Raw genomic sequence first — 26,585 nt, 5'->3', positions numbered from 1 at the left:
TCTAAACAAAAAGTCCAGCCCGTCTGTGCGGGCTTTACGGCGTGACAGGCAGAGCGCCGGGCAACTCAGGCAGACCGGGGATGCGCACGCTGATGGGCCCCTCCGGCTCCTGCATGGCCTCGCGCAGGTCGAATTCCTCGGAACCGCTGGCATTCTGCTCATCGATGCGTCGTTCCGCGCGGCTATTGAGCACGAGCAGACTGATACGCCGATTTACGGCCGCCGCGGGGTTATCTTTAACCAGGCTGACCGTGTCGGCCAGGCCCAGCACCTGCTTGACCTTGGCCTCGGCCAGGCCGCCCGCGACCAGTTCCTGGCGAGCCGCATTGGCGCGGTCCGCGGACAGCTCCCAGTTGCTGTACAGGCGCTCGCCGCTGGCGTACTGCATGGAGTCGGTGTGGCCGGTGATCTGGATGCGGTTGGGCATCTCGTTCAGGGGCTGGCTCAGGGAGCGCAGGATGGCCCGCATATAGGATTGCACCAGAGCGCTGCCGGTGGCGAACATGGGCCGGCTCTGCCGGTCGATGATCTGGATGCGCAGGCCGTCCTGGGTCATGTCCAGCAGCAACTGCGGCCGGAACTCCTTGAGCACCGGGTCGATGCGGATCAGCTCTTCCAGAGCGGACTTCAGGTCTTCCAGGCGCTCGACATCCTGACGATCCTGCATGGCGTCGCTGTTGGTCGCGCCCGGATGGGGGTTGGGAATCAGGCTGGGCTGCCCTCCGGGAATGACGCTGCGCGACTGATCCCCCTGCTGGCCGCCTGTGACGGCGTCGATCAGCGGCATGCGGAAGTAGTCGGCGATCTCCTTCAGGTCCTGTTTGGGGACCAGCGACAGGATCCACATCACCAGGAAAAAGGCCATCATGGCCGTCATGAAGTCCGCGTAGGCGATCTTCCAGCTTCCGCCATGGTGTTCGCCGTGCGCCGTCTTCTTGCGGCGGATGACGACTCTGTCCTTGTGATTGCTCATGACTGCTTCCGATCAGGCTTTACGGCCGCCACCTGCAGAGCGGGCCTGGCGCACATGCTCCTCCAGTTCCTGGAAGGACGGGCGCTCCGTGGAGAACAGGACCTTGCGGCCGAATTCCACCGCCAGCTGGGGAGGATAGCCGTTCATGTTGGCCAGCAGCGTCACCTTGATGCACTCCAGCACCTTGACCGAGTCGGCCGTGCGGCGCTCGATGGTCGCGGCCAGCGGCGCCACGAAACCGTAGGCCAGCAAGATGCCCAGGAAAGTGCCGACCATGGCCTTGGAGATCAGGTCGGCCAGAACGGCCGGCGGCTGGTCCACCGACGCCAGCGCCTTGACCACGCCCAGCACCGCCGCGACGATACCGAAGGCGGGCAGTGCGTCGGCCACTTCGCGCAGGGCGCGGGCGGGCACGTTGCGCTCGTGCTGGTGGGTCTCGATGTCCTGCTCCATCAGGGTCTCGATTTCAAAGGAGCTCATGTTGCCGCTGATCATCAGGCGCAGATAGTCCGCGATGAAGTTCATCAGGGCCGGATCCTTCACCACGTTGGGGTAATCGGCGAAGATGGCGCTCTGTTCGGGGTTCTCGATATCGGACTCGATGGACATCATGCCGTCGCGGCGCGCCTTGTTGAGCAGGACGTACAACATGCCCATCAGCTGCATGTACAACTGCTTGTTGTAGGGACTGCTGCGAAACGCGATGGGCAGGGCCCCGGCCAGCAGCTTGATGGACTTGCCGCTGTTGGACGCGAAGTAGGCGCCCATCGCCGCACCGCCGATCAGCAGCAATTCGAAAGGCTGGTACAGGGCGCCCATATGCCCGCCCAGGGCCACGAAACTCCCGAACACGGAGACAAAGACAACGATATATCCAATCAGAATAAGCACGGATACGCCTTCTTCAAGTACACGCAACTAATGATGGCGGCAAGTGGCCGGGCCAAAACGCCGCTTCAACGGGCTTTTTCCCGCATAGATCGACGCTTCCGGTCCTCTTTGCACATCGGAAACACTTCAGGAAACTGGAACGGCCGGCGCGCGGACGCTAGCCGATGCGGGCGGGCACGTCCGGCTGGAGCTGGCGCCGGGAAGCGGCCGGGGCGCGGCGCGGGGCGCATGGCTCTTCGCGGGCAGGCCGGGCTTCTTTGCTGGCGGCCTCGACCTTGCGGCTGCCGCGCGCCTTGCTGGCGCGCGTCTTGCCCGCACGCGGCGGCGGGCGGCATATGGCGCAGACAAAACCGGCTTCGGGATCATGGGCGTGGGCAACGAAACCGCCCTTGCAGCGCTCGCACTGGGAAAGCTGCAGCAGACCGCTGTCGAAAAAGCGCAGCAGCATCCAGGCGCGCGTGAAGCTGAGCACGGGTTCCTCGTCCGCCGTCGTTTCGACGCGGCCGGCGGCCGACTGCTCCAGGTACAGACGGTACGCCTCGACCAGAGCCTGGCTCTTGCCGCAGGGAGTCTGCGCGACCATGAATTGATAGATGCTGTAGAACAGGCTGGAATGGATGTTGGGCAGCCAGGTCATGAACCAGTCCACCGAGAACGGCAGCATGCCCTTGGGCGGCGAACATCCTTTGACTTCCCGATACAGGCGCGCGAGACGGTCGTAGCTGAGCGAGGTTTCCGCCTGCAGCACCTGCAAACGCGCCCCCAACTCGATCATTTCCGAAGCCAGGCCGATTTCCTGGGCCTCTTTGGCGACGCTTTTTGTAGCCATAACGTTTGGATCGTCCCTGCCGTCAGCCCGCCTGACCGGCCGTCGCTCTCTGGGACAGCAGAATGGTGGAATGGGCCTGCTGCAGCACGCCGCCCAGCACATTCTGCGTCAGCGTCGTGAGCAGATCGTAGTCGTTGAAGCGAAAGCCGCAGATCAGGGAGCTGGAACTGGCCAGCTTGACCAATTGCGCGGGGGACAGATGCATCAGGGTTTCGGCCACATCGGCGTCGAACCCCAGCCGGAACATTCCTGCCGAAAAATTCTCGCGAAGCAGGCGTTGTGCGAGCAGCAAGTACGACAAATTGACTTCCTGAATGTCATTCAGCAGCGAATTTTCCGATACGGGCATGTCAGCCTTCCTTGTAAAACTGGTTCAACCAGCTAATTTCTTGTAACAAACAACATTTAACACGGGAAATGTTACAAAGATGCGTATCGTGTTCTAGAGAAACCTTGCACGAGCACCCTGCCATACCGCTATTTCTTACCGACTCACGCCGAGAAACAATACGACATCGACATGAATACAGTGAAAAATATGCATTAAATGTATCAATTGCAGACTGAATCTTATCAGATGCTCACTTAATGTTGTAGATATAAAACTGGATGTTACGTGACCGAGATCAAGACGCCGGGCGCCCGGACGTGTTCCGCGCCAGCGGCCGGAAAGCCTAAGCCCTTCTCCCCATGGTTTTTTTTTACTCAAGCTGCCGAAAAGAACGAAAGATCGGCATAATGCAGGCAGAAGCGGGAAGTTCCATTCCCGGCGCACAAGTTTGTAACCACATATGAACCTTGCTGCTTTTACGCAACGACTGATCGCCTTGCTGTTGCTGGCTCTCCTGTCTGCCTGCGCCGGCGCCCCGCCAGGCCCCGCCTCCCGATCCAGTGTTACCGTCGAAGACGGACGGCGTTCCGCCGTGGTGCTCTCGGCCATGACGCTGCTCGACTCCCCGTTCCGCTACGGGGGACGCGAACCCTCCACGGGCTTTGACTGCAGCGGGCTGGTGCACTATGTGTTCAGCCAGGAGCGCTCGAGCTCCCCCATTCCGCGCAGCAGCGCGGAGCAGGCAGGCGCCAGCCGCCGCATCAGCCGCAAGCAGTTGCGGCCGGGCGACCTGGTCTTCTTCAATACATTGGGCAGGCCCAATTCGCACGTGGGCATCTATATAGGAAACAACCAGTTCATCAACGCCCCCTCCAGCGGCGGGCGGGTGCGCATCGATTCCATGGACAACCCCTATTTCGCCAGGCGCTTCGAGACGGCCCGGACATTTTTCGAATAAGAACCCAGAAGAAGGTCTGCTGCCTGGCGGCCGGGATGTGCTGGCGGCAAGGAAGGAGCGCTTCCAGCGCCGCATGGACCAGGCAGTACCTGACTTTGCGGTGAGGGGCTCAACGGCCCGCGATCACGCAGCCGGCAAGGTGGCGTACGTCTGCGCCAGCTTCAGGAAAGCGTCCAGCTCGGGATCGCGGCCGGTTTCTTCCTGCATCAGCCGCGCCACGGCCGGGGCCGTGCGCTGCGCCAGCCGCGCGTCCAGGAACAGCAGACGCGAGCGCCGCGCCAGCATGTCCTCGACGGTGCGGGCGTATTCATAGCGGCAGGCAAAACGCACCATGGCCTCGCTCAGGCCCGGCGCCAGCTCCACGTCCGCACCCGGCAGGGATTTGACCCAGTCCGATTCGCTGCCATAGGCGTCCAGCCCCGGCGCGCTGCCCAGCGAGCGCCGCGCCGCGGCGTGCGACGCGCCGACCAGGCGCTGATCCAGCGTGCTGCAGGCCGGCAGCTTGCCCACCAGTCCGGCCCGTTCGCAACGTTCGAGCACATCCTGGGCCATGGCCCTATAGGTGGTCCACTTGCCGCCGGTGACCGTGACCAGACCGCTGGGGCTGACCAGCACGGTATGTTCACGGCTGATGGACTGGGTCTTGCCATCCCCGGACTCGTCCACCGGGCGGACCAGCGGGCGCAAGCCGACCCAGACGCTGCGCACGTCCTGCTCGCGCGGCGCCTTCTGCAGATAATGAGCGGATTCCGACAGGATGAAATCGATTTCCTGGCGTAGAGGCCGAGGTTCCAGCGGCACGTCTTCGCGCGGCGTGTCGGTCGTGCCCAGGATGAGCTTGCCCAGCCAGGGCACGGCGAACAGCACGCGCCCATAGCGCGTACGCGGCACGAGCAGGGCATGGTCGCCGGGCAGGAAGTCCTGATCCACCACCAGATGCACGCCCTGGCTGGGCGCCACCATGGGGCGCGCCTGGCGGCCGCCCTCCTGGCCGTCCAGTTCGCGCAACCGGTCCACCCAGACGCCAGTGGCGTTCACCACGCAAGATGTCCGCACCTGATAGGTCTGCCCGCTTTCCCTGTCCTGGCATCGCACGCCGGCTATCCGTCCTTCGTGGTGCTGGATTTCCGTGACCGGGCAGTAATTGACGAGCAAGGCGCCGTACAGCGCCGCCGTACGCGCCAGCGCCAGCGCCAGCCGGGCGTCGTCGAACTGGCCGTCCCAATACTTGACCCCGCCCTTCAGGCCGCTGCGGCGGGCGCCGGGCAAGAGTTGCCGCACGCGCGCGGCGCCCAGGAACTGCGTGCTGCCCAGGCCCTCGCGGCCCGACAGCGCGTCGTAGGCCATCAGTCCCAGCCCGTAGAAAGGGGTTTCCCAGCATTTGTAGCTGGGCATCACGAACGGCAGGGGCTGGGCCAGATGCGGCGCGTTGTGCAGGAGATGGGTGCGTTCGTGCAGGGCCTCGCGCACCAGGGAGATGTTGCCTTGCGCCAGGTAGCGCACGCCGCCGTGCACCAGCTTGGTGGCCCGCGACGAGGTGCCTTTGGCGAAGTCCCAGGCTTCCAGCACCACCACCTTGAGCCCGCGCAGCGTCGCATCCAGGGCAATGCCCAGCCCGGTCGCGCCGCCACCCACCACAACGAGGTCGGCCTGTGTTGTGCGCGCAAGAGCGCCCAGCATTTGCGTCCTATCGGTCAGCAACGGTGAGTGTCGAGTGGTCATGGGAGCTATCGTCGAGTCTGGAGCCGGCGGCAGCCCGGATCAGGGCGGGCCGAGTCGGTATTTACCCTTATTTTAACCTCTTGCTCTCCACCTTGCAGCGAAACTTGCCATCCCAAGAATCAGGCGCCGCACCACGCGTGGCGCGCAGAGCCGGCCTGCAGCCGGTACACTGTGGGCTGCTTTTGTTTTCATCGGCCGGACCCGCATGACATTCATTCTTGCACTCGATCAGGGCACTTCCAGCTCCAGAAGCCTCGTGGTGGCGGCCGACGGCCGCATCCTCGCCCAGGCTCAACAGGAAACCCGCCAGTACTATCCACGCAACGACTGGGTCGAGCATGACCCGCAGGAAATCCTGGACACCCAGCTGGCCACCGCGCGCCAGGCCATCGAGCAGGCCGGGCTGACGGCACAGGACATCGCCGCCGCCGGCATCACCAACCAGCGCGAGACCACCCTGCTCTGGGACCGGCGCACCGGTCTGGCCGTGCACCCCGCCATCGTCTGGCAGGACAGGCGCGCCGAGGACCTCTGTGCGCGACTGCGCGAACAGGGCCTCGAAGCACTCATCACTCGCAAGACGGGCCTGCCCATCGACGCCTATTTCTCCGCCACCAAGCTGCGCTGGCTGCTGGATTCGGTGCCCGGCGCCCGCGAACGGGCCGAACGCGGGGAGCTGGCCTTCGGCACTGTGGACAGCTGGCTGATCTGGCACCTGACCGGCGGAGCCGTCCATGCGACCGACATCAGCAATGCCTCGCGCACCCTGCTCTTCAACATCCATCAAGCGCAATGGGACGAGGAGCTGCTGGCGCTGTTCGACATCCCGGCCGCCATCCTGCCCCAGGTGCGCGACTCGGCCGGCCACTTCGGCGACTGCGACCCGGCGCTGCTGGGCCGCGCCATTCCCATTTGCGGCGTGGCGGGCGATCAGCAAAGCGCGCTGTTCGGCCAGGCATGCTTCAGGCCGGGCATGGCCAAGAACACCTACGGCACGGGCTGCTTCCTACTGATGCACTGCGGGTCGCGCTCCCCCGATTCGCACAACGGCCTGATCGGCACCTGCGCCGCCCGCCACGGCCCCGACCCCTCCTACGCGCTGGAGGGCAGCGTATTCATCGGCGGCGCCGTGGTCCAGTGGCTGCGCGACGGGCTGGGCGCGCTGGAGCACAGCGCCCAGGTGGAAGCGCTGGCGCGCAGCGTCCCCGACGCCCAGGGCGTGCATCTGGTGCCGGCCTTCACCGGGCTGGGCGCACCTTACTGGGACGCCCAGGCGCGCGGCGTCATCACCGGCCTGACCCGCTCGAGCACCATGGCGCACATAGCGCGCGCCGCCCTGGACAGCATCGCCTACCAGAGCGCCGCCGTGCTGCTGGCCATGAACCGGGACGTCCAGGCCAGCGGCGGAAGCCCTCTGCACGAATTGCGCGTGGACGGCGGCGCCAGCGCCAACAATCTGCTCATGCAATTCCAGGCCGACCTGCTGGGCCTGCCCGTCGTGCGCCCGGACAACATCGAGACCACCGCGCTGGGCGCCGCCTATCTGGCGGGACTGGGCTGCGGGCTGTATAAAGACCCTCAGGAGATCGCCACGCTCTGGCGCAGCGAGCGGGTCTTCGAGCCCGCCATGTCGCGCGACCAGGCCCAGACCCTGATGCACGGCTGGGAGCAGGCGGTGCGCCAGGCGCGCACGCAATGAACATCGACTCTTTTTGATGGGAACACCATGCTGCAGAGAATCATATTAGGCATCGCCATCTTCGTGCTGGTGCTGCTGGGCCTGACCTTTGGCGAGGCCGTGCTGCGCGAGCTGCTGTCCTACCTGGGCTTCATCATCGATGATTTCGCCGACCTGGCGCTCCAGGTGCGCGAATACCTGGCGCTGCATTGGGGCAAGGCGCTGCTGGCCCTGCTGATCACCATTCCCCTGGTGATGTGGATCGCCAGCGCCAAGAAAGAAGAGCTGGAACGCCCCACCAGCCACCGCAAGATCGCCATCGTGCTGGCCATCTTCCTGGGCTGGATAGGCGCGCACCGCTTCTATCTCGGGCAGATAGGCTGGGGCCTGCTGTTCGTCGTGCTGTTCGTCATCTGGGCCCCGCTGGCCTACATCCTGGCCCTGATCGACGCCCTGCGCTACGCGTTCATGGGCAATGACGAATTCACGCTGAGCCGCTGACCCGCCATGGAAAACAAGACTGCAAGGCTGACGGTGCTGATAGACCCGGCCAAGAAGAAGGCGTTCGAGGCCCTGTGCCAGCGGCAGGACCTGACGCCGCCCCAGGTCGTGCGACAACTGATACGTGATTACCTGGCCCGCCACGATGTGGACTACCCCGGCGCCGCGCGCAATCCCCGCATAGACCCGCCGGCCTAGAACCTGTCGATGCGAGCTTTCTAAATAGCGTTGACAGGCCCTGGCCGGTCCAGGCCGGCTGCCGCGCCCAGCCAGGCTTCAGTCGCCGTGTCGTAGATGCGCCGGCCATGCACGCGGGCCAACAGGCCCATGCGGCGCACCTTGCGCGACACGCGTTCGTTGGCCTCGGTCAGCGCCACCTGCACGCCGCGGCGCGCCAGATCATCCAGGGCCGTCTCCAGGGCCTGCAAGGCGGTGGCATCCATGAAGGGCACGTAGTTCAGGCGCAGCACGATCACCCGCACCGCCTCCGGCACTTCCTGCAAGGCGCGGTTCACCGCATCCACGCTGGCGAAGAAATACGGCCCCTCCACCACCAGCACGCGTATGTCCTCGCGCGGGCTCGCGCCGGGCTCCACGTCCAGCACGCGCTGCAGCTCCCTGCCCTCCAGCGAACGGACCTGCACGCCGTCCGAGGTGCGCTTGAGCACGTACAGCATGGCCAGCACCACCCCGATGTTGACAGCCACCACCAGGTCGGCGAACACCGTCAGGGCGAAGGTCACCCACAGGATGAGCAGATCGGCCGCCGGCAGACGGCGCTGCAAGCGCAGCACCAGCCCCGCCTGGCTCATGTTCCAGGCCACGACGAACAGGATCGCGGCCAGCACCGCCAAGGGAATGTAGGCCGCCAATGGGGCCAGCAACAGAAGGACCAGCACCAGGAAGGCAGCATGCACGATGCCCGCCAGCGGACTGTTGCCGCCATTGCGGATATTGGTCGCGGTGCGGGCGATGGCCCCGGTTGCGGCAATGCCGCCGAACAGGGGCGCCAGCATATTGGCCACGCCCTGGCCCACCAGCTCCTGGTTGGAATCGTGCCTGGCGCCGGTCATGGAGTCGGCCACGACGGCCGATAGCAGGGATTCGATCGCACCCAGCATGGCGATGGCAAAGGCCGGCCCGATCAGTTCCACCACACGCGTCAGCGTGATCTGCGGCCACTGGAACGACGGCAGGCCGGTCGGCAAGGCACCGAAGCTGGACCCGATGGTGGCCACCGACTCGAAGCGGAACACGGCCTGCACCAGCGTCACCAGCACCAGCGCCGCCAGGGGCGCTGGAATGCGCGAGAGGCCGCGCACCCGGGGCAGAACCAGCAGGATGATCAGGGACAGCACTCCCAGTCCGGTGGTGGCCGGGTCCAGAGCGGGCAGGTTCTGCAGCAGGAACCAGAGTTTTTCATGGAAGTGCTGGCCCTGGACGACCGGCAGGCCGAAGAAGTCGCGCCACTGCCCCACCCAGATGATCACGCCAATGCCGGCCGTGAAGCCCACGATGACCGGGTCGGGAATGAAACGTATCACCGCTCCCAGCCGCAGCAGGCCCAGCAGCAGGAGTATGACGCCCGCCATCAGAGTGGCGATCTGCAGCCCCGCCACGCCATGCTGAGCCACCACCCCTGACAGGATGACGATGAAGGCGCCCGTGGGGCCGGCGATCTGAACGCGGCTGCCGCCCAGAACGGACACCGCCAAACCAGCCACGATGGCCGTGTACAGGCCCTGCTCCGGCTTGACGCCCGAGGCGATCGCGAACGCCATGGCCAGGGGAAGCGCCACCACGCCCACGATCAGGCCCGCCAGCACATTGTTCAACCAATGACGGCGGTTCAATAGGCCGGCTCGGCCCGCTTCCAGCAGTGCAATCATCGTCCGTCCTTGCGACACCCGGCCAGCCTGCGTATTTCGACAGGCGCCGGACAGGCCCCGCGCCACATCAGGCCGGTCCTATTAGTTATCATTACATGATAATACTATTCGCATTCTTGCCCATACAGAAGCGGGGCCGGCCGCCAAAAAAACCGCCTGTCGCCAGGCGGGGAAGTCGGACGGAAGTATGCTCAGTGTCGCGCACGCAACAGTCGCAGGCTGTTGAGCACCACCAGCAGGCTGGCGCCCACGTCGGCGAACACGGCCATCCACATGGTGGCCTGGCCGCTCAAGGCCATCACCAGGAACACGGCCTTGATGCCCAAGGCCAGGCTGATGTTCTGCCACAACACGCGGTGCAGGGCCTGGGACTGCCGCATCAGCAAGGCAATCTTGCCCAGGTCGTCGTCCATCAGCGCCACATCGGCTGTTTCGATGGCGATGTCCGAGCCCAGCGCGCCCATGGCAATGCCCACGTCGGCGCGAGCCAGGGCGGGCGCATCGTTGATGCCGTCGCCCACCATGGCCACCAGGCCCTGGCCCAGGCGCTGTTCGATGCGTTCCAGCTTGTCCTGCGGCAGCAGCCCGGCCCGGTAGTCCGCGATGCCGGCCTGAGCAGCCACGTGGCGCACGGCCTGCTCATGGTCGCCCGACAGGATCTCCACCTGCACGCCTTGCCGCTGCAGGGCCGCAATGGCCTGGGCCGTGGTGGGGCGCAACGTGTCCAGGACGGCGAACCAGGCCAGCAGCCCCTTGCCGTCGCCCAGATACACCATGCTGGCGCCGCTCTCCAGGGCCTGCTGCTCAGCCTGGCTGAGGGAAGCCGGATCCGCACCCTCCAGAACCCAGCTGCGCTTGCCCAGCCGCAGCGCGCCGTTCAGGCCGCGAGCCTGCACGCCATGTCCGGCGATGGCTTCGAACTGCTCCAGGCCCGCCAGGCCGGACGCATGCCGGCCCCGGGCGATGGCTTGCGAAGCCGGATGATCGGAGCGCTCCGCCAGCGCCACCGCCAGGTCCAGGGCCTGCTCGTCCGACACGCCTTCGCGCAGGCTGCCGTAGACATCGAGCGCCGGCTGTCCCAGCGTCAGGGTGCCGGTCTTGTCCACAGCCAGGTAGCGCAACTGGCGAGCGCGCTCCAGATAGACGCCGCCCTTCACCAGGATGCCGGCCCGCGCCGTGCTCGCCAGCGCGCTGACCACGGCTACCGGCGTGGAAATCACCAGCGCGCATGGGCAGGCGATCACCAGCAGCACCAGGGCGCGATACACCGCGTCCAGCCAGCTCACCCCCCACACCAGGGGCAGGGCCACGGCCATGAGCACGGCGGCCACGACCACCAGCGGCGTATAGACACGGGAAAACTGGTCCACGAAGCGCTGGATGGGCGCCTTGTTGGCCTGGGCCTCCTGGACCGAGCGGGTGATGCGCGCCAGCAAGGTATCATCGTGCGCGGCCGACACCCGGTACACCAGTTCGCCCATGCCATTGATGGTGCCTGCAAAAACTTCGTCGCCCGGCCCCTTGTCCACGGGCGCGCTCTCGCCGGTGATCGGCGCCTGGTTGACGGCGCTGAGCCCCTCCACGACCTGCCCGTCCAGTCCGAAGCGCTCGCCCGGCGCCACGCGCACGGACCAGCCCGCCTGCACCTGGCTGGCCGGCAGGCGGCTCCAGCCACGCCCGTCGGCGCTGGCCTGCACATCGTCGGGCACCAGCTTGAGCAGGCTGTCCACGGCGTTGCGGGCGCGGTCCAGGGAGCGGGCCTCGATCCATTCGGCCAGGCTGAACAAGGACATCACCATCGCAGCTTCCGGCCATTGGGCCAGCAGCACCGCGCCGGTGACCGCAATGCTCATGAGCGCATTGATGTTCAACTGGCCGTTGCGCAGCGCGATCCAGCCCTTTTTGTAGACCTGCACGCCGCCGGACAGAATGGCCCCCAGCGACAGGATGATGACCAGCCATTCGGGCGCGGCCAGCCAGTGGCTGATCTCCGCACCCAGCGCCAGCGCCACGGCGGCGACAATGCGCACCAGGCCCTGGCGTGCGGGAGCGGCCGCTGCGGGGGCCTCGTCCGCCATGCGAGGCTGGAAGCCCAGGCCGCGCAAGGCCTGCAGCACTATGTCGCGCGCTCCTTCGGCATGATCCACCGTCAGGATGCGCTGCATCAGGTCAAAGCCCAGCTCGCGCACCTGCGGCACGCGCTTCAGGCCCGAACGGATCATGTTTTCCTCGGCCGGGCAATCCATGTCGGCAATGGGCGCCGCCAGGCGGGTGCCGGTGCTGGCGGCCAGGGCGGCGGCCGGCGCGGACGCCGGCATGGCGCAGCAGGCCGCGGCGGCGGCGCCCGCCTGGGCGCGTCCATGATCATGGCCGTGGTCATGCCCATGGTCATGGGAATGGTCATGCGAGTGATCATGGGAATGATCGTGCGCATGGTCGCCCCGCGCTTCGCTGCCCGTGGGAGGGATTGTTCTGGTCTTGTCGAAAGAAGTCATTGCAGCTCCTCGCTTTCTTGCATGCCTGCAGTAGAAAGCCTAAAGTAACTACAAGGTCAAGCCTTCAGGAGCCTTGTCATGAAAATCGGCGAATTGGCGCAAAAAAGCCACTGCAACACCGAAACCATCCGTTATTACGAAAAAGTCGGCCTGCTGCCCGAGCCCGAACGCAGCGAAGGCAACTACCGGCAGTACCGCGCCATGCACCTGGAACGGCTGCGCTTCATCCGCAACTGCCGCAGCCTGGACATGACGCATGAAGAAATCCGCGCCCTGCTGGCCCATATGGACGGCCCGGCCCAGGATTGCGAGCCCGTGAACAGCCTGCTCGACGAACATATCGAACACGTGGCCGTGCGCATCCGCGAACTGGAACACCTGCAGGAACAATTGAAGGAACTGCGCCACCGCTGCGGCCAGGCCGGCGGACTGGAGCACTGCGGCATCCTGCCGGGCCCGGGGGACCGGGACCCGGACCGCGCGCCGGGCCCCACCACCCACCTGGGCTGAGGCTGTCCCGGCGCCAGAAGGCGCCGGCCCGGCCGCATCGACCGGGCCGCGTCACAGGCAGCGGCGAAGAGAGGCGCAAAGGCGCATGCTCAGCCGCGCAACCTCCCCGCCAGCCACATGCCGACCAGCATGGCCGCAAGGAACAGCAGGGCCATGGGCGCACCCGAAGCCGCCAGCACCACGGCCGGACCGGGGCAAAAACCCGCCAACCCCCAGCCCACGCCGAAGACCAGCGCGCCCAGCACCAGCGGCCTGTCGATGCGCCGGCTGGCGGGCAACTGCATGGGCTGGTTCGTGAAATATGTGCGCGTGCGGCGCCGCGCCAGCGTGAACGGGACAATGGCCACCGCAATGGCCGCCGCCATCACCAGCGCCAAAGACGGGTCCCAGGCGCCGGCCAGGTCCAGAAACCCCAGCACCTTGGCCGGATCGGCCAAGCCGGACAGCAGCAGCCCAAGGCCAAAGACCAGGCCGCTGAGCAAGGCAATGATGTAAGTCACATCCCGTTCCTTAAAGCAGATGGCGTACAACGAACACCGTCAGAAAACCGCTGGCCATGAATGCCAGCGTAGCCACCAGCGAGCGGGGCGACAGGCGCGACAAACCGCAGACCCCGTGTCCGCTGGTGCACCCCGATCCCAGTCGCGTCCCGAACCCCACCAGCAAGCCGGCCAGCACCACCAGCAGCCAGGGCTGCCCGCCGGGAACCGGCACGGTGCAGCCTGCCAGGCGATACGCCCAGGGCGCCGCCGCCAGGCCCAGCAAGGCCATCCAGCGCCAGCCGCGATCCCCGCGCGCTGCGCTCCAGGTGCCCGAGACCAGGCCCGAGATGCCGAACACCCGGCCATTGAGCAGCACCAGGACGGCGGCCGCGCCCCCCACCAGAGCGCCTCCCAGCAGGGCGCTCCAGGGCGTGAATGACGCCCAGTCGATGTGAATCATGTTTTGCTCTCCTGAGAACCGGTTCAAGGCCTACGCGCAGAAAATCCCGTACAAGGTCCGCATCACCGCCAGCACATCCGGATGCTCCAGCCGGTAATATACGAACTTGCCGTCCTTGCGGCTGGCGATCAGCCCTTCACGGCGCAATACCGTCAATTGCTGCGACAAGGTGGGCTGGCCGATGCCGCTGCGTTGCGCCAGTTCGCCCACATTGCACTCCCCCTGCACCAAGGCGCATAGAATGAGAAGGCGATCGGGGTTGGCCAGCTTGCGCAACAGATTGCTGGCCTGATCGGCCACCAGGCGCAAGGCCTGCAGATCGGGTTGACTCATATCAATCAGCCAGAAAACAATATATATTATTATATATTATATTTTTAAATAACGTAAGAGGACCGCCATGCCCCAAGCTCAGGTCGCCCACTTCTTCGATCCGGACACCTCCACCTTCTCCTACGTGGTCCATGCCGATGGCCAGAAGGAATGCGCCATCATCGACTCCGTCCTGGACTACGATGCCGCGGCCGGCCGCACCCGCAGCGATTCGGCCCAGGAAATCGTGGATTTTGTGCGCGGGCGCGGGCTGCAGGTGCAATGGATACTGGAGACCCACGCGCACGCGGACCACCTGTCCGCCGCCGTCTGGCTGCAGGAGCGACTGGGCGGGAAGATCGCCATCGGCAGGCAGATACGGCAGGTGCAAGCGACGTTCGGCCGCATCTTCAATATAGAAGCGCAGATCAAGGCCGACGGCACGCCCTTCGACGCCCTGTTCGACGACCAGCAGCATTTCCACATCGGCGCCCTGCCCGTGCAGGCCCTGCACGTTCCCGGCCATACCCCGGCCGACATGGCCTATCACGTCCAGGGGCTGGGCGTGTTCGTGGGCGACACCCTGTTCCAGCCCGACGTGGGCACGGCGCGCTGCGATTTTCCAGGCGGCAGCGCCGTCCACCTGTACCGGTCTATCCAGCGTCTGCTGGCCTTGCCAGCGCAAACGGTGCTGTTCATGTGCCACGACTACCCGCCCGAGGGGCGCGAGCCGCGCTGCAACTGCACGGTGGCTGAACAGAGAGCCGGCAACATCCACGTGCGCGACGGCGTCACCGAAGAGCAGTTCCGGGAACTGCGCGAAGCGCGCGACAAGACCCTGGCCATGCCGCGCCTGATCCTGCCCTCCGTTCAGATCAACATCCGCGCCGGACATTTTCCGGAGCCCGAAGACAACGGCCAGGCGTATCTGAAACTGCCGCTGAACCTGCTCTGATCCCCCGCCGGGGAACCTGCGGCCATGTCGCCGACTCTGAGCTGGAGCAGACCTGTTACAGGACGGGCTTGCGTATACTGCAATCGCCCCCTTTCATTCACATGACCGTTCAGAGGAAATCCAAGGCATGACATACATGGCCATCAAGCACCTGCACATGACCGCGGCAGGATTGAGCATTCTGTTCTTCATCATCCGGGCCTTCTGGTCGGTCAGCGGCTCCGCCCTTTTGCAAAACCGTTTCGTGCGCATCGCCCCCCACGTGATAGACACGGTCCTGCTGGTCTCCGGCCTGGCCCTGGCCGGGATGCTGGGCGCCGCCGCCGGCCAGCCCTGGCTGATCACCAAGATCGTGCTGCTGGCGGCCTACATCGTCGTGGGCAGCTACGCCATCAAGCGCGGCAAGACCGCGCAAAGCCGCGCCTGGGCGGCCGTGCTGGCGGTGGCCATCTTCGTCTACATCGTCGGCGTGGCCTTGCGCCACAGCCCCGGCTCCTGGTTCTTCTGATTCCTTGGCCGGGGCGGCGAGCTCCGCAGCCCCAGCCATGAACGTGCACAGGATTTACCAGACGCCGATCCAGCTCTGCACCGCCAGGCTGCTGAGCGCCACGGCCGCCCACACGCCCAGGCCCCGCAGGGCGGGACGCAGACCGGCCCGCGCCATGATTTTCAGATCGGACGACAGGCCTATGGCCGCCAGCGCCAGCACCATCAGAAACTGGGCCGTCCAGCGCAGGGGCTCCAGCCATTGGACGGGCACCAGGCCCAGCGAACGCAGCGTGGAAGCCACGATGAACCACAGGATGAACCAGGGAAACACGCGCATCAGGTCGAAGTCCCTGCCGTCTTGGCGCGAACGCCAGATCTCCAGGCCGGTCAGGACCAGGCAGATGGGGATGATCAAGGTGGCGCGCGTCAGCTTCACGATGGTGGCGTGGTCGCCCGCCTGATTGCTGTAGCTGTAGCCGGCCGCCACCACGGACGAGGTGTCATTGATGGCCGTGCCCGCCCAGATGCCGAATCCGGCGTCGGACATGTTCATCATGTGGCCGGCCACTGGAAAGATCAGCACCGCCAGGATGTTGAAAATGAAGATGGTGGAGATCGCCAGCGCGGTCTCGTGCTCTTCGGGGCGGATGATGGGCGTGACGGCCGCAATGGCCGATCCCCCGCAGATGGCCGTGCCCACGCCGATCAGGGTGCGCAGCTTGGACGGTATGCCCAGCATGCGGCCCAGCACATAGGCGGCCACGAAGGCCACCGACAGGGTCACCAGGGTGACCGCCAGCGAATCCAGGCCGGTGCGCATCACCTGCGGCAGGCTCAGACCGAAGCCCAGGCCTATGATGGACCATTGCAGCAGGACCTTGGAGGAAAATTGCAGGCCGGGACGGAACACCGGCGACACGCCGATCAGGTTGCGCACCACCATGCCCAGAACGATGGCAAATACCGGCCCGCCGATCAAGGGCCAGTACTCGCCCAGACCCAGGGCGACCACGCCCACGGCCAGGGACAGCAGGAAGCCCCACCAGCGCGACGGCTTCAGGGGCTGGTCCGTCCGGACCTGGGCAGCCGCGCCGGCGCGGCTCAACAATGAATCTGTGGTGCTGGCCATAGTAGAAAACCTCATTTTCTAATAATTGAAAGTAATTTTAGGTTGACCAGCCATATAAAAAAATTCATTATTACTTATCGTAAGTATCAATTTTTTTGATCATGAACGCCATCAGCATCAGACAGCTCGAAGTGTTCGTCGGCATCGCCGCGCTGGGCACGGTGCGCGCCTGCGCACAGAGCATCCACTTGTCGCAGCCGGCCGCCAGCATGGCTCTGGCCGAGCTTGAAAAGCAGCTGGACTGCTCCCTGTTCGAGCGCGCACCCGGCCGCATGCAACTGACCAGCCGCGGCCAGCAATTGCTGCCACAGGCGCGCGAGATCCTGGAACGCCTGCGCGAGATGCAGAGCCTGCAGGATGAAAGCGAATTGCGCGGCGGAATCCGCATCGGCGCCAGCAACACCGTGGGCAATTACCTGATCGGGGACCTGGTGGGCGGCTTCGCGCGCAGGCACCCGCGCGTGTCCCTGCACGTGACGGTGGAAAACACGGCGGAAATCGTCAACCGCCTGCTGGAATACAGTTGCGACATCGCGTGTGTGGAAGGCCCGGTGAATCATCCGCAACTGGAGACCTGGCACTGGCGCGACGACGCCCTGGTGGTGTGCTCGGCGCCGGACCATCCGCTGGCCGCCATACCCGAACTGGAGCACGCCGACTTCGCCGGCGCCAGCTGGATCATGCGCGAACGCGGCTCGGCTTCGCGCGCGCTGACCGAGCAGGCGCTCAATGTCCTGCCCGCAGGCCACGTCCTGATGGAACTGGGACAGGTCGAAGCCATCAAGCAGGCCGTGATCGCCGGCCTGGGCCTGGCCTGCCTGCCGCAGGCAGCCACGGTCGACGCGGTGGCCAACGGGCGTCTGCGCATCCTTCACACTCCCTTCCTGGACCTGAAACGCCGCCTGTCCCTGGTCCTGCACAAGGAGCGCTACCGCAGCGCCGTGCTTGCCGCTTTTGCGCAACACCTGCAGGCCCCCGCCTAGAGCCTGCGGGCGCCATTCAAAGGCGACTTGCTCCCAAAGCGCCGACAGGCCCGGAACCGCTTCACTCTGCTTTGCATTCCATCCTCGGACACGCGCCGCGGCAATGCTATGCTTGTTGCAGCGCACACGTCCTTCTTTTCAGACAGAGCCCCGCCATGAATGCCGAGACCAAGCCCGACCTGCTGGAACAGCCCGCGCCTCCTTTCGCACGGCCCGACTACCTGCCGCCGTATGAAACCGTGGCCCTGGTGCTGCAGGGCGGCGGCGCCCTGGGCGCCTACCAGGCCGGCGTCTACCAGGGATTGCTGGAGGCCGGCATCGAGCCGGACTGTCTGTCCGGGATCTCGATCGGCGCGCTGAACACCGCCATCATCGCGGGCAATCCGCCCGAAACACGGATCGAGCGCCTGCGCGAATTCTGGGACACCATCTGCCAGCCCTATTACGGGCTGCCGGCGCCGAGCTGCATGGAAAAGACGCTGTTCGGCATCAACGATGTCATGCGCGAGGCCGTCAGCGCCTTCCATGCCGGCAGCGCGCTCCTGCTGGGCCAGAACGGCTTCTTCCGTCCGCGCTTTCCGCCGCCGCCGCAGACCACTCCCGGCGTGCCCGAGGCGGCCAGCTACTACGACACCTCGGCCCTGAAGAGCACGCTGGAGCGCCTGTGCGACTTCGACCGCATCAATGACGCGCGCCAGCGCATCTCGGTCGGCGCGGTCAACGTGGGCACCGGCAACTTCGTGTATTTCGACAATCACCGCACGACCTTGCGCGCCGAACACTTCATGGCCTCGGGCGCCCTGCCGCCGGCCTTCGCGCCGGTGGAAATCGACGGGCAGTACTACTGGGACGGCGGCCTGGTGTCCAACACGCCGCTGTCGTACGTGCTGGACCAGTCGCCGCGCCGCGACACCCTGGTCTTTCAGGTGGACCTGTGGAGCGCGCGCGGCCCCGTGCCCACCAACATGAGCGAGGTCAGCGACCGCATCAACGAGATCCGCTACTCCAGCCGCACCCGCATGGTGACGGAAGAAATGCGGCGCTCGCAGTACATGCGCCATGTCATGACGCGCCTGCTGGAGACCATACCCGAAGAACAGCGCAAGGAATTCCTGCCCTGCCGGCTGGCCGAGGAAATGGCCAACAACAAGCGCTACAACGTCATCCACCTGATCTACCGCAACCAGCCCTACGAGCAGCACTACAAGGACTACCAGTTCGGGCGCGTGACCATGAAGGAGCACTGGCGCAGCGGCCTGGAAGACATACGCCAGACGCTCAAGCACAGGGACAGGTTGAGCATGCCTGACAATCTGTCCGGCTTCGCCACCTACGACGTGCACCGCGACGAGATCGAGGAGCGGCTGGCAAACGGAAAATAGGCGTACGCCTCGGATTCGCCAGACGAGAAGCAGTCACTGCTGGCTGCTTCTCGCTTGGACTCATTCTCAGGACTTGCGGCGGCTCAGCACCATGGCTCCGCCCAGCACGAAGACCGTGCCCAGCAGCTGCATGCCGGTTATGGGCTCGTCCAGGAACCAGTTGGCCAGGAACAGCACGGATACCGGCCCGACCAGGCCCATCTGGGCGCTCATGGGCGCGCCCACGCGCTCCACGGCCCACATGGTCATGAAAGTGGGCAGCACGGTATTGAAGATGGCGTGGATCAGCGACAGGCCATAGACGCCCGCCGGCTGCACCAGGCCCTGCCAGCCGAATGCGCCGAAGAAATGCAGCAGCGTGTAGACGGCCGAATAGGACATGGCATAGGCCAGCAGGCGCGTGGAACCGATGGACTTGAGCAGCTCTCCCGACCCGATCAGATAGGCCGCATAGGAAATGGCCGAGCCCAGCACGCACAAGGAACCCAGCAGCACGTTTTCGCCCGACAGGCTCAGGTCCTGCACGAACACCAGGCTGACGCCCAGGTACGACAAGGCCAGGGCCAGCCATTGCTTGGGCAGGATGACGCGCTTCAGGAAAACGGCCGAGAACAGCAGCACGAAGGTGGGCGATAGGAACAGGATCAGGCGCTCCAGCCCGGCCGAGATATATTCCAGGCCGATGAAATCCAGCAGGCTGGCCAGGTAATAGCCTATGAAGCCCAGGCCGACCAGTTCCAGCTTCTGGCGCCCGGTCAGCGCCGGCAATTCGCCGCGGCGCACCTTGCGCACCTGCCACAGGGCGATGGCCAGGAAAAACGGCAGCGACAGCAGCATGCGAAAGCCGATGACGGTCAGCGCCGTGACATCGTATTGATAGGTAAGCTTGGCCACCACCGCCTTGGCCGAAAACAGGATGGAGCCGAATCCCGCCAGCGCCAGACCAATCAAAAAGGAACTACGCTGCGCGCCTGGGCGCTGACTTGCTTGCATGTCGATATCGTCGCTTCGCCCGGCCCCCGATGGCGAATTGCCTCACACATCAGTTATTGCCTAGGCAATAAAAAAAGATTTAAAATATTCGGTGGAATGATTCTACTCTTGCCCAACGCTGCTGCCCATGCCTGAGACGGCCCAACCTTACTATCGTCAAGGTACCGATGTCCTTAACGCTCCCACCAATCTTGGTCTGCTGATCAAGAACGTGTCGGCGTCGCTGCATCTGGCCATCAATCAACGCGTGGCGCCGCTGGGTCTGACGGCCATGCAATGGCGTCCGCTCATCATGTTGCGCTATCACAACGCCCGTACGCCGGCCGAGATCGCACGCCTGATGAACATCGACACCGGCGCCATGACGCGCACCCTGGACCGGCTGGAAGCCAAAGGGTTTCTGCTGCGTCAGCGTTGCGACGAAGACCGCCGCCTGGTCCTGCTGGAGCTGACACCGGAAGGTCACGAGGTATCCGGCAAGATATTGCCTGAAATCGCCCAGTCCATGAACGAGCACCTGGAAGGCTTTTCCGCCACCGAGATCAATACGCTGTTCTCCCTGCTGCACCGGGTCATCGACAACGGCCGCAAGGCGACCGAAGGCAAGGCCGAGCCCGACTGATTTTTTTCAACCAATCACTGCTTAGGCAGAAACAACCTAGGCAGTCTTTTTAAGCTGAATGTAAGCATGAAGCGCCTCACACCTTTACTGCTGTTTGCCCTTCTGTCCGGATGCGCCGCCCTGGATACCCAGGCGCCTCCCGTCGCCGCCCTGGACGGCCCCGCCCTGGCGCTGCAGGACAGCCAGGTCCAGTGGCCGCAGGAGAAATGGTGGACGCGCTATCAGGACCCGCAACTGGACACGCTGCTCGAGCGGGCCCTGCAGAACCATCCCAGCCTGCAATTGGCCCAGGCCCGCATCCGCCAGGCCGAAGCGGCCCTCAAGGGCGCGCGCGCCGTGCAATGGCCCACGCTGGACGCCGGCTACAGCCTGACGCGCCAGCGCTTCTCGGAAAACTACATCTACCCGGCGCCCTACGCCGGCTCCATGCTGACCGACAACAGCCTGCAGCTGAAGCTGGGCTTTGACCTGGACCTGTGGGGCAAGCAGCGTTCGCTGGCAAGCGCCGCGCTGTCGCGCGAACAAGCCGCGCAGGCCGACTACGCCGCCGCGCGCAACGCCCTGGTCAGCGCCATCGTGCAGACCTATTTCCATCTGCAGAACGCCCTGGCCCAGGAACAGACGCTGGACAAGCTCAGCAAGCAGTTCCAATCCGTGCTGGAGATCACGCGGCAGCCCCGTCAGGCCGGCCTGGACACGGAAGTGGAGGTCAGCCAGGCCGAGTCGGCCCTGGCCTCGGCCCGCGTGCAGCAACGCCAGGCCCATGGCAACGCCGCCCTGCTGCGCAACCAGCTCGCCAGCCTGTGCGGCCAGTCTCCCGAACAGGCCGCGCCCGTCGCTTTGGTTTCCCTGCCCCAACCCGACACCCTGCTGCCGGCCGCGCTCCCGCTGGAGCTGCTGGGCCGGCGTCCCGACATCCGCGCCGCCCGCCTGGCGGTCGAGGCCAGCCGGCACACGGTCAAGGCGGCCCGCGCCGACTTCTACCCCAACGTCAACCTGAACGCCTTCGCCGGCTTCATGTCGCTGGGGCTGGACAAGCTGGTGCGCGACTCCAGCCAGATCTACGGGGCGGGCCCGGCGATCAGCCTGCCCATCTTCCATGGCGGCGCCTTGAACGCCCAACTGGCTTCGCGCCGGGCCGAAGAGGACATGGCCGTGGCGCAGTACAACCAGACCCTGCTGGACAGCCTGCGCGAAGTGGCCGACTCCCTGGCCCGCATCCAGTCCCTGCGCGAGACGCGCCAGGAACAGGCCAAGGCCTACGCCGCCATCCAGCACGCCTATGACATCGCGCAGCAGCGCTACAAGTCCGGCCTGGGCACGTATCTGCAGGTGCTGCTGGCCCAGAACGACGTGCTGCGCCAGGCCCTGCTCGACACCGACCTGCGCGTGCAAGCCTTCAATCTGGACGCCGAACTGGCCACGGCCCTGGGCGGCGGCTACCAGGAACCCCAGACCGCCTCCAAACCATAACGAACGCAACCAGCCTTAATCATCATGTCTGCACAAACTCCCGCTTCCTCATCCCGCAAACGCCTGCTGGTCGGCTTCACCGTGCTGATCATCCTGATCGCCGTGCTGTACGGCGTCTGGGTGATGCTCTCGGGCAGGACCGAAACCACCGATGACGCCTACGTCCACGGCAACATGGTCCAGGTGTCCGCCCAGATTCCCGGTACGGTCGTGGACATCGCCGTCGACGACACCCAGATGGTCCGCACCGGCCAGCCCCTGCTGAGCCTGGACCGCGCCGATGTGGACATCGCCCTGGCCCAGGCCGAGGCGTCCCTGGCGCAGAGCGTGCGCAAGACGCGCAGCCTGTTCGCCCAGAACGATGCGTTGAAGGCCGACATCGCCGCGCGCCAGGCCGACGTGCAGCAGGCCAAGGTGAACCTGGACAAGGCCCGCACCGACCTGCAGCGCCGCCAGGCGCTGGGCCGGATAGGCGGGGTCAGCGGCGAAGAGCTGCGTCACGCCCAGACCGCCGTGCAGGCCGCGCAAAGCGCCCTGGCGCAGGCCCAGGCCGGCGTGGAATCGGCCCGCGCGCGCCTGGAGACCAACAAGGCCTTGACAGAGGGCACCGACGTCGCCCATCACCCGGACGTGCAGCAGGCCGCCGAGCATTATCGCCAGGCCTGGCTGGCCCGGCAGCGCGCCGCACTGGTCTCGCCGGTGGACGGCATGGTGGCCCAGCGCTCCGTGCAGGTCGGCCAGCACATCGCCGCCGGCGCGCCGCTGATGAGCATCGTGCCTTTGGACCAGCTTTGGGTGGAGGCCAACTTCAAGGAAAACCAGTTGCAGGACATGCAGCCCGGCCAGAAAGTCACGCTGATGGCCGATTTCTACGGCAAGTCCGCACAATACCGCGGCGAGATCGTGGGCCTGTCGGCCGGCACGGGCGGCGCCTTCGCGCTGCTGCCCGCGCAGAACGCCAGCGGCAACTGGATCAAGGTGGTGCAGCGCCTGCCTGTGCGCATCCGCCTGAACCCCGAGGACCTGCGCGCCCACCCCTTGCGCATCGGCCTGTCCATGCATGTGACCGTGGACCTGGACAGCACGCCTGAACAGGCGCCTGCCGAACCCGGGCACGGCCTGAAGACCGGCATCTATGAAAACAGCGTCCAGGGCGCCCAGGCGCAGGTGGAACGCATCATCCAGGCCAACCTCGCATCATGAGCGAACAGCAAGCCCGAACCGAACAGGCCGCGGCGGACAAGCCCCAGGGCCCGCTCGTCTATCCGCCGCTGGAAGGCCGCGCGCGGGTGATGGGCACCATCGCCCTGTCCGCGACGGTCTTCATGAACGTGCTGGACTCGTCCATCGCCAACGTATCCATTCCCACCATCGCGGGCAACCTGGGCGTGAGCAGCACCCAGGGCACCTGGGTGATCACTTCCTTCGCGGTGGCCAACGCCATCACCGTGCCGCTCACCGGCTGGCTGACGCAGCGCTTCGGACAGGTCCGGCTGTTCGTCATCTCGGTCATGCTCTTCGTGCTGACCTCCTGGCTGTGCGGCTTTTCGTGGTCGTTGGAATCGCTGGTGCTGTTCCGGGTCCTGCAGGGCGCCGTGGCCGGTCCCATGATCCCCTTGTCCCAGGCGCTGATGCTGGGCAGCTATCCGCGCAACAAGACCGGCTTCGCACTGGCCATGTGGTCCATGACCATTCTGGTCGGCCCCATCGCCGGCCCGCTGCTGGGCGGCTGGATCTCCGACAACTACAGTTGGCCGTGGATCTTCTACATCAACGTGCCCATCGGCCTGCTGGCCGGCTGGGCGTCCTGGCAGATCTACCGGGAACGCGAATCGCGCCGCATGCGCCTGCCCATCGATACCATGGGCCTGGTCCTGCTGGTGATCTGGGTCGGCGCGCTGCAGATCCTGCTGGACAAGGGCAAGGAACTGGACTGGTTCGCCAGCCCGACCATCGTGGTGCTGGCCATCGTCAGCGTGATCGCCTTCGTCTACTTCCTGATCTGGGAGCTGACGGCACGCCACCCCATCGTCGACCTGACGCTTTTCAAGCAGCGCAATTTCAGCGCCGGCGTGGTGTCCGTGTCCGTGGCCTACGGCGTGTTCTTCGGCGCGGTGGTGCTGATGCCCTTGTGGCTGCAAAGCACCATGGGCTACACGGCGACCTCGGCCGGCATCGCCCTGGCGCCGGTGGGCATCCTGGCCATCGTGCTGTCTCCCGTGGTGGGCAAGTTGCTGGGCCGCTATGACCCGCGCCTGCTGGCGACTTTCGCCTTTCTGGTATTCGCCCTGACCAGCTACATGCGTTCGCGCTTCAATACGGATGTGGACATCCTGTCGGTGATGCTGCCAACCTTTCTGCAAGGCGCGGCCATGGCCACGTTCTTCATTCCGCTGACCACCATCACGCTGTCAGGGCTGGCGCCCGAGCGCGTGCCCGCGGGCGCGGGCCTGTCCAACTTCGCGCGCCTGCTGGCCGGCGCCTTCGGCACCTCCATCACCACCACGCTCTGGGACAATCGCGCCAGCATGCACCACGCGCACCTGACCGAACTCGCCCGCCCCGGCGAACCGGCCTTCGACGCCATGATGCACGGCCTGCGCCAGGCCGGGCTGGATCCGCAGCAGTCGGCGGCGGTACTGAACCAGATCATCGAGCAGCAGGCCCGCACGCTGTCCGTGACTGACATCTTCCTGGCTTCCGCCATCATCTTCCTCTTGCTGCTGAGCCTGGTCTGGATCGCCCGGCCCCGCAAGGCCTCGGCGGGCAGCGCGGACGCCGCGGCAGGCGCGCACTGAGGAACGGCCGGGCCCCGGTCCGGCCGTTCAAGACAGGAACGCGGTGTTCATGCCCTGCCTTTTAGCTTGCGCATCATTCAAAAAGCATGCTATATTTATCTTCTCTGGTCCCCGATAGCTCAGTCGGTAGAGCGACGGACTGTTAATCCGCAGGTCACAGGTTCGAGCCCTGTTCGGGGAGCCAAGAAAAACACCGAAAACAGCCCATTATCCAATGGGCTGTTTTTTTTTTTGCCGGGCCGACCCCGAGCCTTAAAAAACCTTGGGCCACCGCTCAGGTGGCCCAAGGGGGCGGGCAACGCTACGGTTCGCCCCCGCCCTTTGCACGACACGACCGGCTCCCCATGCGGAGCCGACGCGGCAGACGCATCAGAAGCGATGCGTCACGCCAACCGTCACGACCGACGTCTTCAAATCGTTGTAGAAGCCCACATTGCGTGCATGGGAGCCGATGGCGTACAGATTGGTGCGCTTGGACAGCTTGTGCAGGTAGCCCAGGCTGAACACGTGCTGGCTCTTGTCATCGTCCGTGGCGCGCGGAACCGAGGTGGCATCAGCCATGGTCCAGGAAGCCAGCACCGAACCCGCCTTGCCGGCCGGCACAGTCGCACCCAAGGTGTAGGCATTGATCTTCAGCCCCTTGCGCAGGCCCGAGCCGAACTGCTCGATCTGCAGGGAATCACCGATGAAGCCGTCGCGGCTCTGGCCGAAGCCGGCATGCACCGTGGCAAGGCCGAAGTCGTAGCTGGCCGCGATGTTCCAGGCGCTGACATTGCCGCTCTCGCCCGCCACCAGCACGCCGTTGCGCTCACGCGCATCGCCGTAGCGGGCCTGGTCGAAGGTGGCCACTGCCTTGAGCGGGCCCTGACCGTAGCGCAGCGCCACGCTGTAGGCCTTCACATTGGCTTCATCGCTATTGATGACACCGGCGGACAGATCGCTGCGGCTCCATTTCTGGGCGCCGTTGGTGTTGAAAGAGTAACCCACGCCCAACTGGAAGCCGGAGACTTCAGGCGACTGATAAGCCACCATATTGTCATAGCGAACCGTATTGGCCGCGGCGAAGGCCGCACCCACGCCGTACTGGTAGCCATTGCCGCCAAAGGGGCTGGCCACCGGCGCAAAGTACTGGGAAGTCACCGTCACCTGGCGGCCAATGTCCACTCGTCCCCAGCTCTCGCCCTGCAGGCCCAGCGTGGCCTGGCGGCCGAACAGGCGGCCCTGGCGCTGCGTGCCCTGGCCCAGGTCAAAGCCGCTTTCCAGCAGGAAGTTGGCTTTCAGGCCGTTGCCCAGATCTTCGCTGCCCATCAGGCCCCAGCGGTTGCCCAGCCAACCCTGGTCATACAGGCCGAAACGGCTCTGTTTCTGTGCGCCTCCGGCCAGGTCGCTGCCCTTCCACTGCTCATAGCCCAGGCCTGTATCCACGACGCCGTACAAGGTGACGGTGGATTGCGCATGGGCCGAAACGGCCAGCATCGGCATGGCCAGAGCGGCCAACATGATTTTTTTCACATCTCTGTTCTCTTGTTGAAATAATGTCGGCCTGGCATATCCCGCCGCGGCTTGCACCATCGTCGGGCCAGTCCCCTATCGCCGCGGCGCCTCCCTGGACACCTCCCCAAATGCACGCGCGCGGTCGCAACTTGTCTTTCCGGGAAGCGCCGACCCCAAAAAACCCAACAACAGGTCTTTAAGCCTTTTGGCCGAAAAAATCGGCCCGCTCAGCGCAC

The 26,585-nt window shown here is 65.3% G+C and carries 26 protein-coding genes and 1 tRNA gene; 14 read left to right on the top strand and 13 right to left on the bottom strand.

The features are described 5' to 3' along the window. Nucleotides 1–34 precede the first annotated feature (34 nt). From motB to flhD, 4 genes are all read right to left on the bottom strand, one after another. On the bottom strand, nucleotides 35–973 hold the full coding sequence (gene motB / locus ACWPWO_RS06570; protein ID WP_454005347.1) for a flagellar motor protein MotB: 939 nt from the start codon (nucleotides 971–973) through the stop codon (nucleotides 35–37). Nucleotides 974–985: 12 nt separating this feature from the next. Then, complete coding sequence (gene motA, locus ACWPWO_RS06565) at nucleotides 986–1,864, bottom strand: flagellar motor stator protein MotA (protein ID WP_454005345.1); 879 nt, start codon at nucleotides 1,862–1,864, stop codon at nucleotides 986–988. A gap of 157 nt (nucleotides 1,865–2,021) precedes the next feature. Then, nucleotides 2,022–2,693, bottom strand: coding sequence for a flagellar transcriptional regulator FlhC (gene flhC, locus ACWPWO_RS06560; protein WP_454005343.1), 672 nt, complete (start codon nucleotides 2,691–2,693; stop codon nucleotides 2,022–2,024). Nucleotides 2,694–2,715: 22 nt separating this feature from the next. Beyond that, nucleotides 2,716–3,042, bottom strand: a complete 327-nt coding sequence (flhD, locus tag ACWPWO_RS06555; RefSeq protein ID WP_394065135.1) for a flagellar transcriptional regulator FlhD — start codon at nucleotides 3,040–3,042, stop codon at nucleotides 2,716–2,718. A gap of 442 nt (nucleotides 3,043–3,484) precedes the next feature. Between flhD and ACWPWO_RS06550 the strand changes: the two genes are divergently transcribed. Then, nucleotides 3,485–3,982, top strand: coding sequence for a C40 family peptidase (locus tag ACWPWO_RS06550; RefSeq protein ID WP_454005341.1), 498 nt, complete (start codon nucleotides 3,485–3,487; stop codon nucleotides 3,980–3,982). A gap of 123 nt (nucleotides 3,983–4,105) precedes the next feature. On the opposite strand, the gene ACWPWO_RS06545 is transcribed toward ACWPWO_RS06550, so the two are convergent. Beyond that, entirely contained in the window at nucleotides 4,106–5,704 is a 1,599-nt protein-coding gene (locus ACWPWO_RS06545) for an FAD-dependent oxidoreductase (protein WP_454005339.1), read from the bottom strand. 205 nt (nucleotides 5,705–5,909) lie between these two features. Between ACWPWO_RS06545 and glpK the strand changes: the two genes are divergently transcribed. The 3 genes from glpK to ACWPWO_RS06530 are packed head-to-tail and all read left to right on the top strand — an operon-like array spanning nucleotide 5,910 to nucleotide 8,081. Next, nucleotides 5,910–7,403, top strand: coding sequence for a glycerol kinase GlpK (glpK, locus tag ACWPWO_RS06540; protein ID WP_454005337.1), 1,494 nt, complete (start codon nucleotides 5,910–5,912; stop codon nucleotides 7,401–7,403). Between the two features lie 27 nt (nucleotides 7,404–7,430). Further along, on the top strand, nucleotides 7,431–7,883 hold the full coding sequence (locus tag ACWPWO_RS06535; protein ID WP_454005335.1) for a TM2 domain-containing protein: 453 nt from the start codon (nucleotides 7,431–7,433) through the stop codon (nucleotides 7,881–7,883). A gap of 6 nt (nucleotides 7,884–7,889) precedes the next feature. Continuing rightward, the gene (locus tag ACWPWO_RS06530) at nucleotides 7,890–8,081 is read left to right on the top strand and encodes a CopG family transcriptional regulator (RefSeq protein WP_454005333.1); all 192 of its coding nucleotides are present in this window, start codon (nucleotides 7,890–7,892) and stop codon (nucleotides 8,079–8,081) included. A gap of 20 nt (nucleotides 8,082–8,101) precedes the next feature. Here the strand turns inward: ACWPWO_RS06530 and ACWPWO_RS06525 are convergent, their stop codons facing one another. Both ACWPWO_RS06525 and ACWPWO_RS06520 read right to left on the bottom strand, forming a co-directional pair. Further along, nucleotides 8,102–9,772: a SulP family inorganic anion transporter gene (locus ACWPWO_RS06525; protein WP_454005332.1), complete on the bottom strand. Its 1,671-nt coding sequence runs from the start codon at nucleotides 9,770–9,772 to the stop codon at nucleotides 8,102–8,104. 191 nt (nucleotides 9,773–9,963) lie between these two features. Further along, nucleotides 9,964–12,267: a heavy metal translocating P-type ATPase gene (locus ACWPWO_RS06520; protein ID WP_454005331.1), complete on the bottom strand. Its 2,304-nt coding sequence runs from the start codon at nucleotides 12,265–12,267 to the stop codon at nucleotides 9,964–9,966. A 78-nt stretch (nucleotides 12,268–12,345) separates the two neighbouring features. Between ACWPWO_RS06520 and cadR the strand changes: the two genes are divergently transcribed. Then, entirely contained in the window at nucleotides 12,346–12,777 is a 432-nt protein-coding gene (cadR, locus tag ACWPWO_RS06515) for a Cd(II)/Pb(II)-responsive transcriptional regulator (RefSeq protein ID WP_454005329.1), read from the top strand. An 89-nt stretch (nucleotides 12,778–12,866) separates the two neighbouring features. Here the strand turns inward: cadR and ACWPWO_RS06510 are convergent, their stop codons facing one another. The 3 genes from ACWPWO_RS06510 to ACWPWO_RS06500 are packed head-to-tail and all read right to left on the bottom strand — an operon-like array spanning nucleotide 12,867 to nucleotide 14,052. Next, nucleotides 12,867–13,277, bottom strand: a complete 411-nt coding sequence (locus tag ACWPWO_RS06510) for a DUF6691 family protein (RefSeq protein ID WP_454005327.1) — start codon at nucleotides 13,275–13,277, stop codon at nucleotides 12,867–12,869. Nucleotides 13,278–13,287: 10 nt separating this feature from the next. Continuing rightward, nucleotides 13,288–13,719 carry a YeeE/YedE family protein gene (locus ACWPWO_RS06505; protein ID WP_454005326.1) on the bottom strand — a complete coding sequence of 144 codons (432 nt, stop codon included), beginning with the start codon at nucleotides 13,717–13,719 and terminating at the stop codon, nucleotides 13,288–13,290. A gap of 30 nt (nucleotides 13,720–13,749) precedes the next feature. Next, nucleotides 13,750–14,052 carry an ArsR/SmtB family transcription factor gene (locus tag ACWPWO_RS06500; protein WP_394065113.1) on the bottom strand — a complete coding sequence of 101 codons (303 nt, stop codon included), beginning with the start codon at nucleotides 14,050–14,052 and terminating at the stop codon, nucleotides 13,750–13,752. Nucleotides 14,053–14,119: 67 nt separating this feature from the next. Between ACWPWO_RS06500 and ACWPWO_RS06495 the strand changes: the two genes are divergently transcribed. Together ACWPWO_RS06495 and ACWPWO_RS06490 are read left to right on the top strand one after the other, a co-directional pair. Next, the gene (locus ACWPWO_RS06495; protein WP_454005323.1) at nucleotides 14,120–14,986 is read left to right on the top strand and encodes an MBL fold metallo-hydrolase; all 867 of its coding nucleotides are present in this window, start codon (nucleotides 14,120–14,122) and stop codon (nucleotides 14,984–14,986) included. Nucleotides 14,987–15,113: 127 nt separating this feature from the next. Then, nucleotides 15,114–15,494 (top strand): SirB2 family protein, encoded by a 381-nt coding sequence (locus ACWPWO_RS06490; RefSeq protein ID WP_454005321.1) that lies wholly within the window; start codon nucleotides 15,114–15,116, stop codon nucleotides 15,492–15,494. A gap of 54 nt (nucleotides 15,495–15,548) precedes the next feature. Here ACWPWO_RS06490 and ACWPWO_RS06485 read toward each other — a convergent pair whose 3' ends face one another. Next, nucleotides 15,549–16,604: a YeiH family protein gene (locus ACWPWO_RS06485; RefSeq protein ID WP_454005319.1), complete on the bottom strand. Its 1,056-nt coding sequence runs from the start codon at nucleotides 16,602–16,604 to the stop codon at nucleotides 15,549–15,551. Between the two features lie 101 nt (nucleotides 16,605–16,705). On the opposite strand from ACWPWO_RS06485, the gene ACWPWO_RS06480 reads away from it, so the two are divergent. Together ACWPWO_RS06480 and ACWPWO_RS06475 are read left to right on the top strand one after the other, a co-directional pair. After that, nucleotides 16,706–17,587, top strand: a complete 882-nt coding sequence (locus tag ACWPWO_RS06480) for a LysR family transcriptional regulator (RefSeq protein WP_454005317.1) — start codon at nucleotides 16,706–16,708, stop codon at nucleotides 17,585–17,587. Nucleotides 17,588–17,742: 155 nt separating this feature from the next. Beyond that, nucleotides 17,743–18,969: a DUF3734 domain-containing protein gene (locus ACWPWO_RS06475; protein ID WP_454005315.1), complete on the top strand. Its 1,227-nt coding sequence runs from the start codon at nucleotides 17,743–17,745 to the stop codon at nucleotides 18,967–18,969. 66 nt (nucleotides 18,970–19,035) lie between these two features. On the opposite strand, the gene ACWPWO_RS06470 is transcribed toward ACWPWO_RS06475, so the two are convergent. Continuing rightward, nucleotides 19,036–19,962: a DMT family transporter gene (locus ACWPWO_RS06470; RefSeq protein WP_454005313.1), complete on the bottom strand. Its 927-nt coding sequence runs from the start codon at nucleotides 19,960–19,962 to the stop codon at nucleotides 19,036–19,038. Nucleotides 19,963–20,089: 127 nt separating this feature from the next. Here ACWPWO_RS06470 and ACWPWO_RS06465 point away from each other — a divergent pair, with 127 nt between their 5' ends. The 5 genes from ACWPWO_RS06465 (at nucleotide 20,090) to ACWPWO_RS06445 (ending at nucleotide 25,039) form a co-directional block, all read left to right on the top strand. Beyond that, a complete protein-coding gene (locus ACWPWO_RS06465; RefSeq protein WP_394065099.1) occupies nucleotides 20,090–20,584 on the top strand; it encodes a MarR family winged helix-turn-helix transcriptional regulator in 495 nt (164 codons plus the stop codon). Between the two features lie 66 nt (nucleotides 20,585–20,650). Next, the gene (locus ACWPWO_RS06460; RefSeq protein ID WP_454005311.1) at nucleotides 20,651–22,057 is read left to right on the top strand and encodes an efflux transporter outer membrane subunit; all 1,407 of its coding nucleotides are present in this window, start codon (nucleotides 20,651–20,653) and stop codon (nucleotides 22,055–22,057) included. Between the two features lie 24 nt (nucleotides 22,058–22,081). Continuing rightward, nucleotides 22,082–23,260, top strand: coding sequence for an HlyD family efflux transporter periplasmic adaptor subunit (locus tag ACWPWO_RS06455; RefSeq protein ID WP_454005309.1), 1,179 nt, complete (start codon nucleotides 22,082–22,084; stop codon nucleotides 23,258–23,260). An 89-nt stretch (nucleotides 23,261–23,349) separates the two neighbouring features. Then, the gene (locus tag ACWPWO_RS06450; protein ID WP_454006289.1) at nucleotides 23,350–24,855 is read left to right on the top strand and encodes a DHA2 family efflux MFS transporter permease subunit; all 1,506 of its coding nucleotides are present in this window, start codon (nucleotides 23,350–23,352) and stop codon (nucleotides 24,853–24,855) included. A gap of 108 nt (nucleotides 24,856–24,963) precedes the next feature. Continuing rightward, nucleotides 24,964–25,039, top strand: a tRNA-Asn gene (locus ACWPWO_RS06445). A gap of 185 nt (nucleotides 25,040–25,224) precedes the next feature. On the opposite strand, the gene ACWPWO_RS06440 is transcribed toward ACWPWO_RS06445, so the two are convergent. Next, nucleotides 25,225–26,355 carry a porin gene (locus tag ACWPWO_RS06440; RefSeq protein ID WP_454005307.1) on the bottom strand — a complete coding sequence of 377 codons (1,131 nt, stop codon included), beginning with the start codon at nucleotides 26,353–26,355 and terminating at the stop codon, nucleotides 25,225–25,227. Nucleotides 26,356–26,585: the final 230 nt, after the last annotated feature.

Source organism: Alcaligenes sp. Marseille-Q7550 (assembly GCF_965112015.1).
This window is presented reverse-complemented; position numbering and strand designations above follow the sequence as displayed.

Bases quoted from the DNA above. Each gene is read 5' to 3' on its own strand.
- ACWPWO_RS06495 (WP_454005323.1), top strand. From the start codon at position 14,120: ATGCCCCAAGCTCAGGTCGCCCACTTCTTCGATCCGGACACCTCCACC.
- ACWPWO_RS06465 (WP_394065099.1), top strand. From the start codon at position 20,090: ATGCCTGAGACGGCCCAACCTTACTATCGTCAAGGTACCGATGTCCTT.
- ACWPWO_RS06480 (WP_454005317.1), top strand. From the start codon at position 16,706: ATGAACGCCATCAGCATCAGACAGCTCGAAGTGTTCGTCGGCATCGCC.
- ACWPWO_RS06525 (WP_454005332.1), bottom strand. From the start codon at position 9,772: ATGATTGCACTGCTGGAAGCGGGCCGAGCCGGCCTATTGAACCGCCGT.
- ACWPWO_RS06470 (WP_454005313.1), bottom strand. From the start codon at position 19,962: ATGCAAGCAAGTCAGCGCCCAGGCGCGCAGCGTAGTTCCTTTTTGATT.
- flhD (WP_394065135.1), bottom strand. From the start codon at position 3,042: ATGCCCGTATCGGAAAATTCGCTGCTGAATGACATTCAGGAAGTCAAT.
- ACWPWO_RS06455 (WP_454005309.1), top strand. From the start codon at position 22,082: ATGTCTGCACAAACTCCCGCTTCCTCATCCCGCAAACGCCTGCTGGTC.
- ACWPWO_RS06490 (WP_454005321.1), top strand. From the start codon at position 15,114: ATGACATACATGGCCATCAAGCACCTGCACATGACCGCGGCAGGATTG.
- ACWPWO_RS06550 (WP_454005341.1), top strand. From the start codon at position 3,485: ATGAACCTTGCTGCTTTTACGCAACGACTGATCGCCTTGCTGTTGCTG.
- ACWPWO_RS06530 (WP_454005333.1), top strand. From the start codon at position 7,890: ATGGAAAACAAGACTGCAAGGCTGACGGTGCTGATAGACCCGGCCAAG.
- ACWPWO_RS06475 (WP_454005315.1), top strand. From the start codon at position 17,743: ATGAATGCCGAGACCAAGCCCGACCTGCTGGAACAGCCCGCGCCTCCT.
- ACWPWO_RS06450 (WP_454006289.1), top strand. From the start codon at position 23,350: ATGGGCACCATCGCCCTGTCCGCGACGGTCTTCATGAACGTGCTGGAC.
- ACWPWO_RS06500 (WP_394065113.1), bottom strand. From the start codon at position 14,052: ATGAGTCAACCCGATCTGCAGGCCTTGCGCCTGGTGGCCGATCAGGCC.
- ACWPWO_RS06505 (WP_454005326.1), bottom strand. From the start codon at position 13,719: ATGATTCACATCGACTGGGCGTCATTCACGCCCTGGAGCGCCCTGCTG.
- ACWPWO_RS06460 (WP_454005311.1), top strand. From the start codon at position 20,651: ATGAAGCGCCTCACACCTTTACTGCTGTTTGCCCTTCTGTCCGGATGC.
- ACWPWO_RS06535 (WP_454005335.1), top strand. From the start codon at position 7,431: ATGCTGCAGAGAATCATATTAGGCATCGCCATCTTCGTGCTGGTGCTG.
- ACWPWO_RS06520 (WP_454005331.1), bottom strand. From the start codon at position 12,267: ATGACTTCTTTCGACAAGACCAGAACAATCCCTCCCACGGGCAGCGAA.
- glpK (WP_454005337.1), top strand. From the start codon at position 5,910: ATGACATTCATTCTTGCACTCGATCAGGGCACTTCCAGCTCCAGAAGC.
- ACWPWO_RS06440 (WP_454005307.1), bottom strand. From the start codon at position 26,355: ATGTTGGCCGCTCTGGCCATGCCGATGCTGGCCGTTTCGGCCCATGCG.
- cadR (WP_454005329.1), top strand. From the start codon at position 12,346: ATGAAAATCGGCGAATTGGCGCAAAAAAGCCACTGCAACACCGAAACC.
- motB (WP_454005347.1), bottom strand. From the start codon at position 973: ATGAGCAATCACAAGGACAGAGTCGTCATCCGCCGCAAGAAGACGGCG.
- ACWPWO_RS06485 (WP_454005319.1), bottom strand. From the start codon at position 16,604: ATGGCCAGCACCACAGATTCATTGTTGAGCCGCGCCGGCGCGGCTGCC.
- ACWPWO_RS06545 (WP_454005339.1), bottom strand. From the start codon at position 5,704: ATGACCACTCGACACTCACCGTTGCTGACCGATAGGACGCAAATGCTG.
- flhC (WP_454005343.1), bottom strand. From the start codon at position 2,693: ATGGCTACAAAAAGCGTCGCCAAAGAGGCCCAGGAAATCGGCCTGGCT.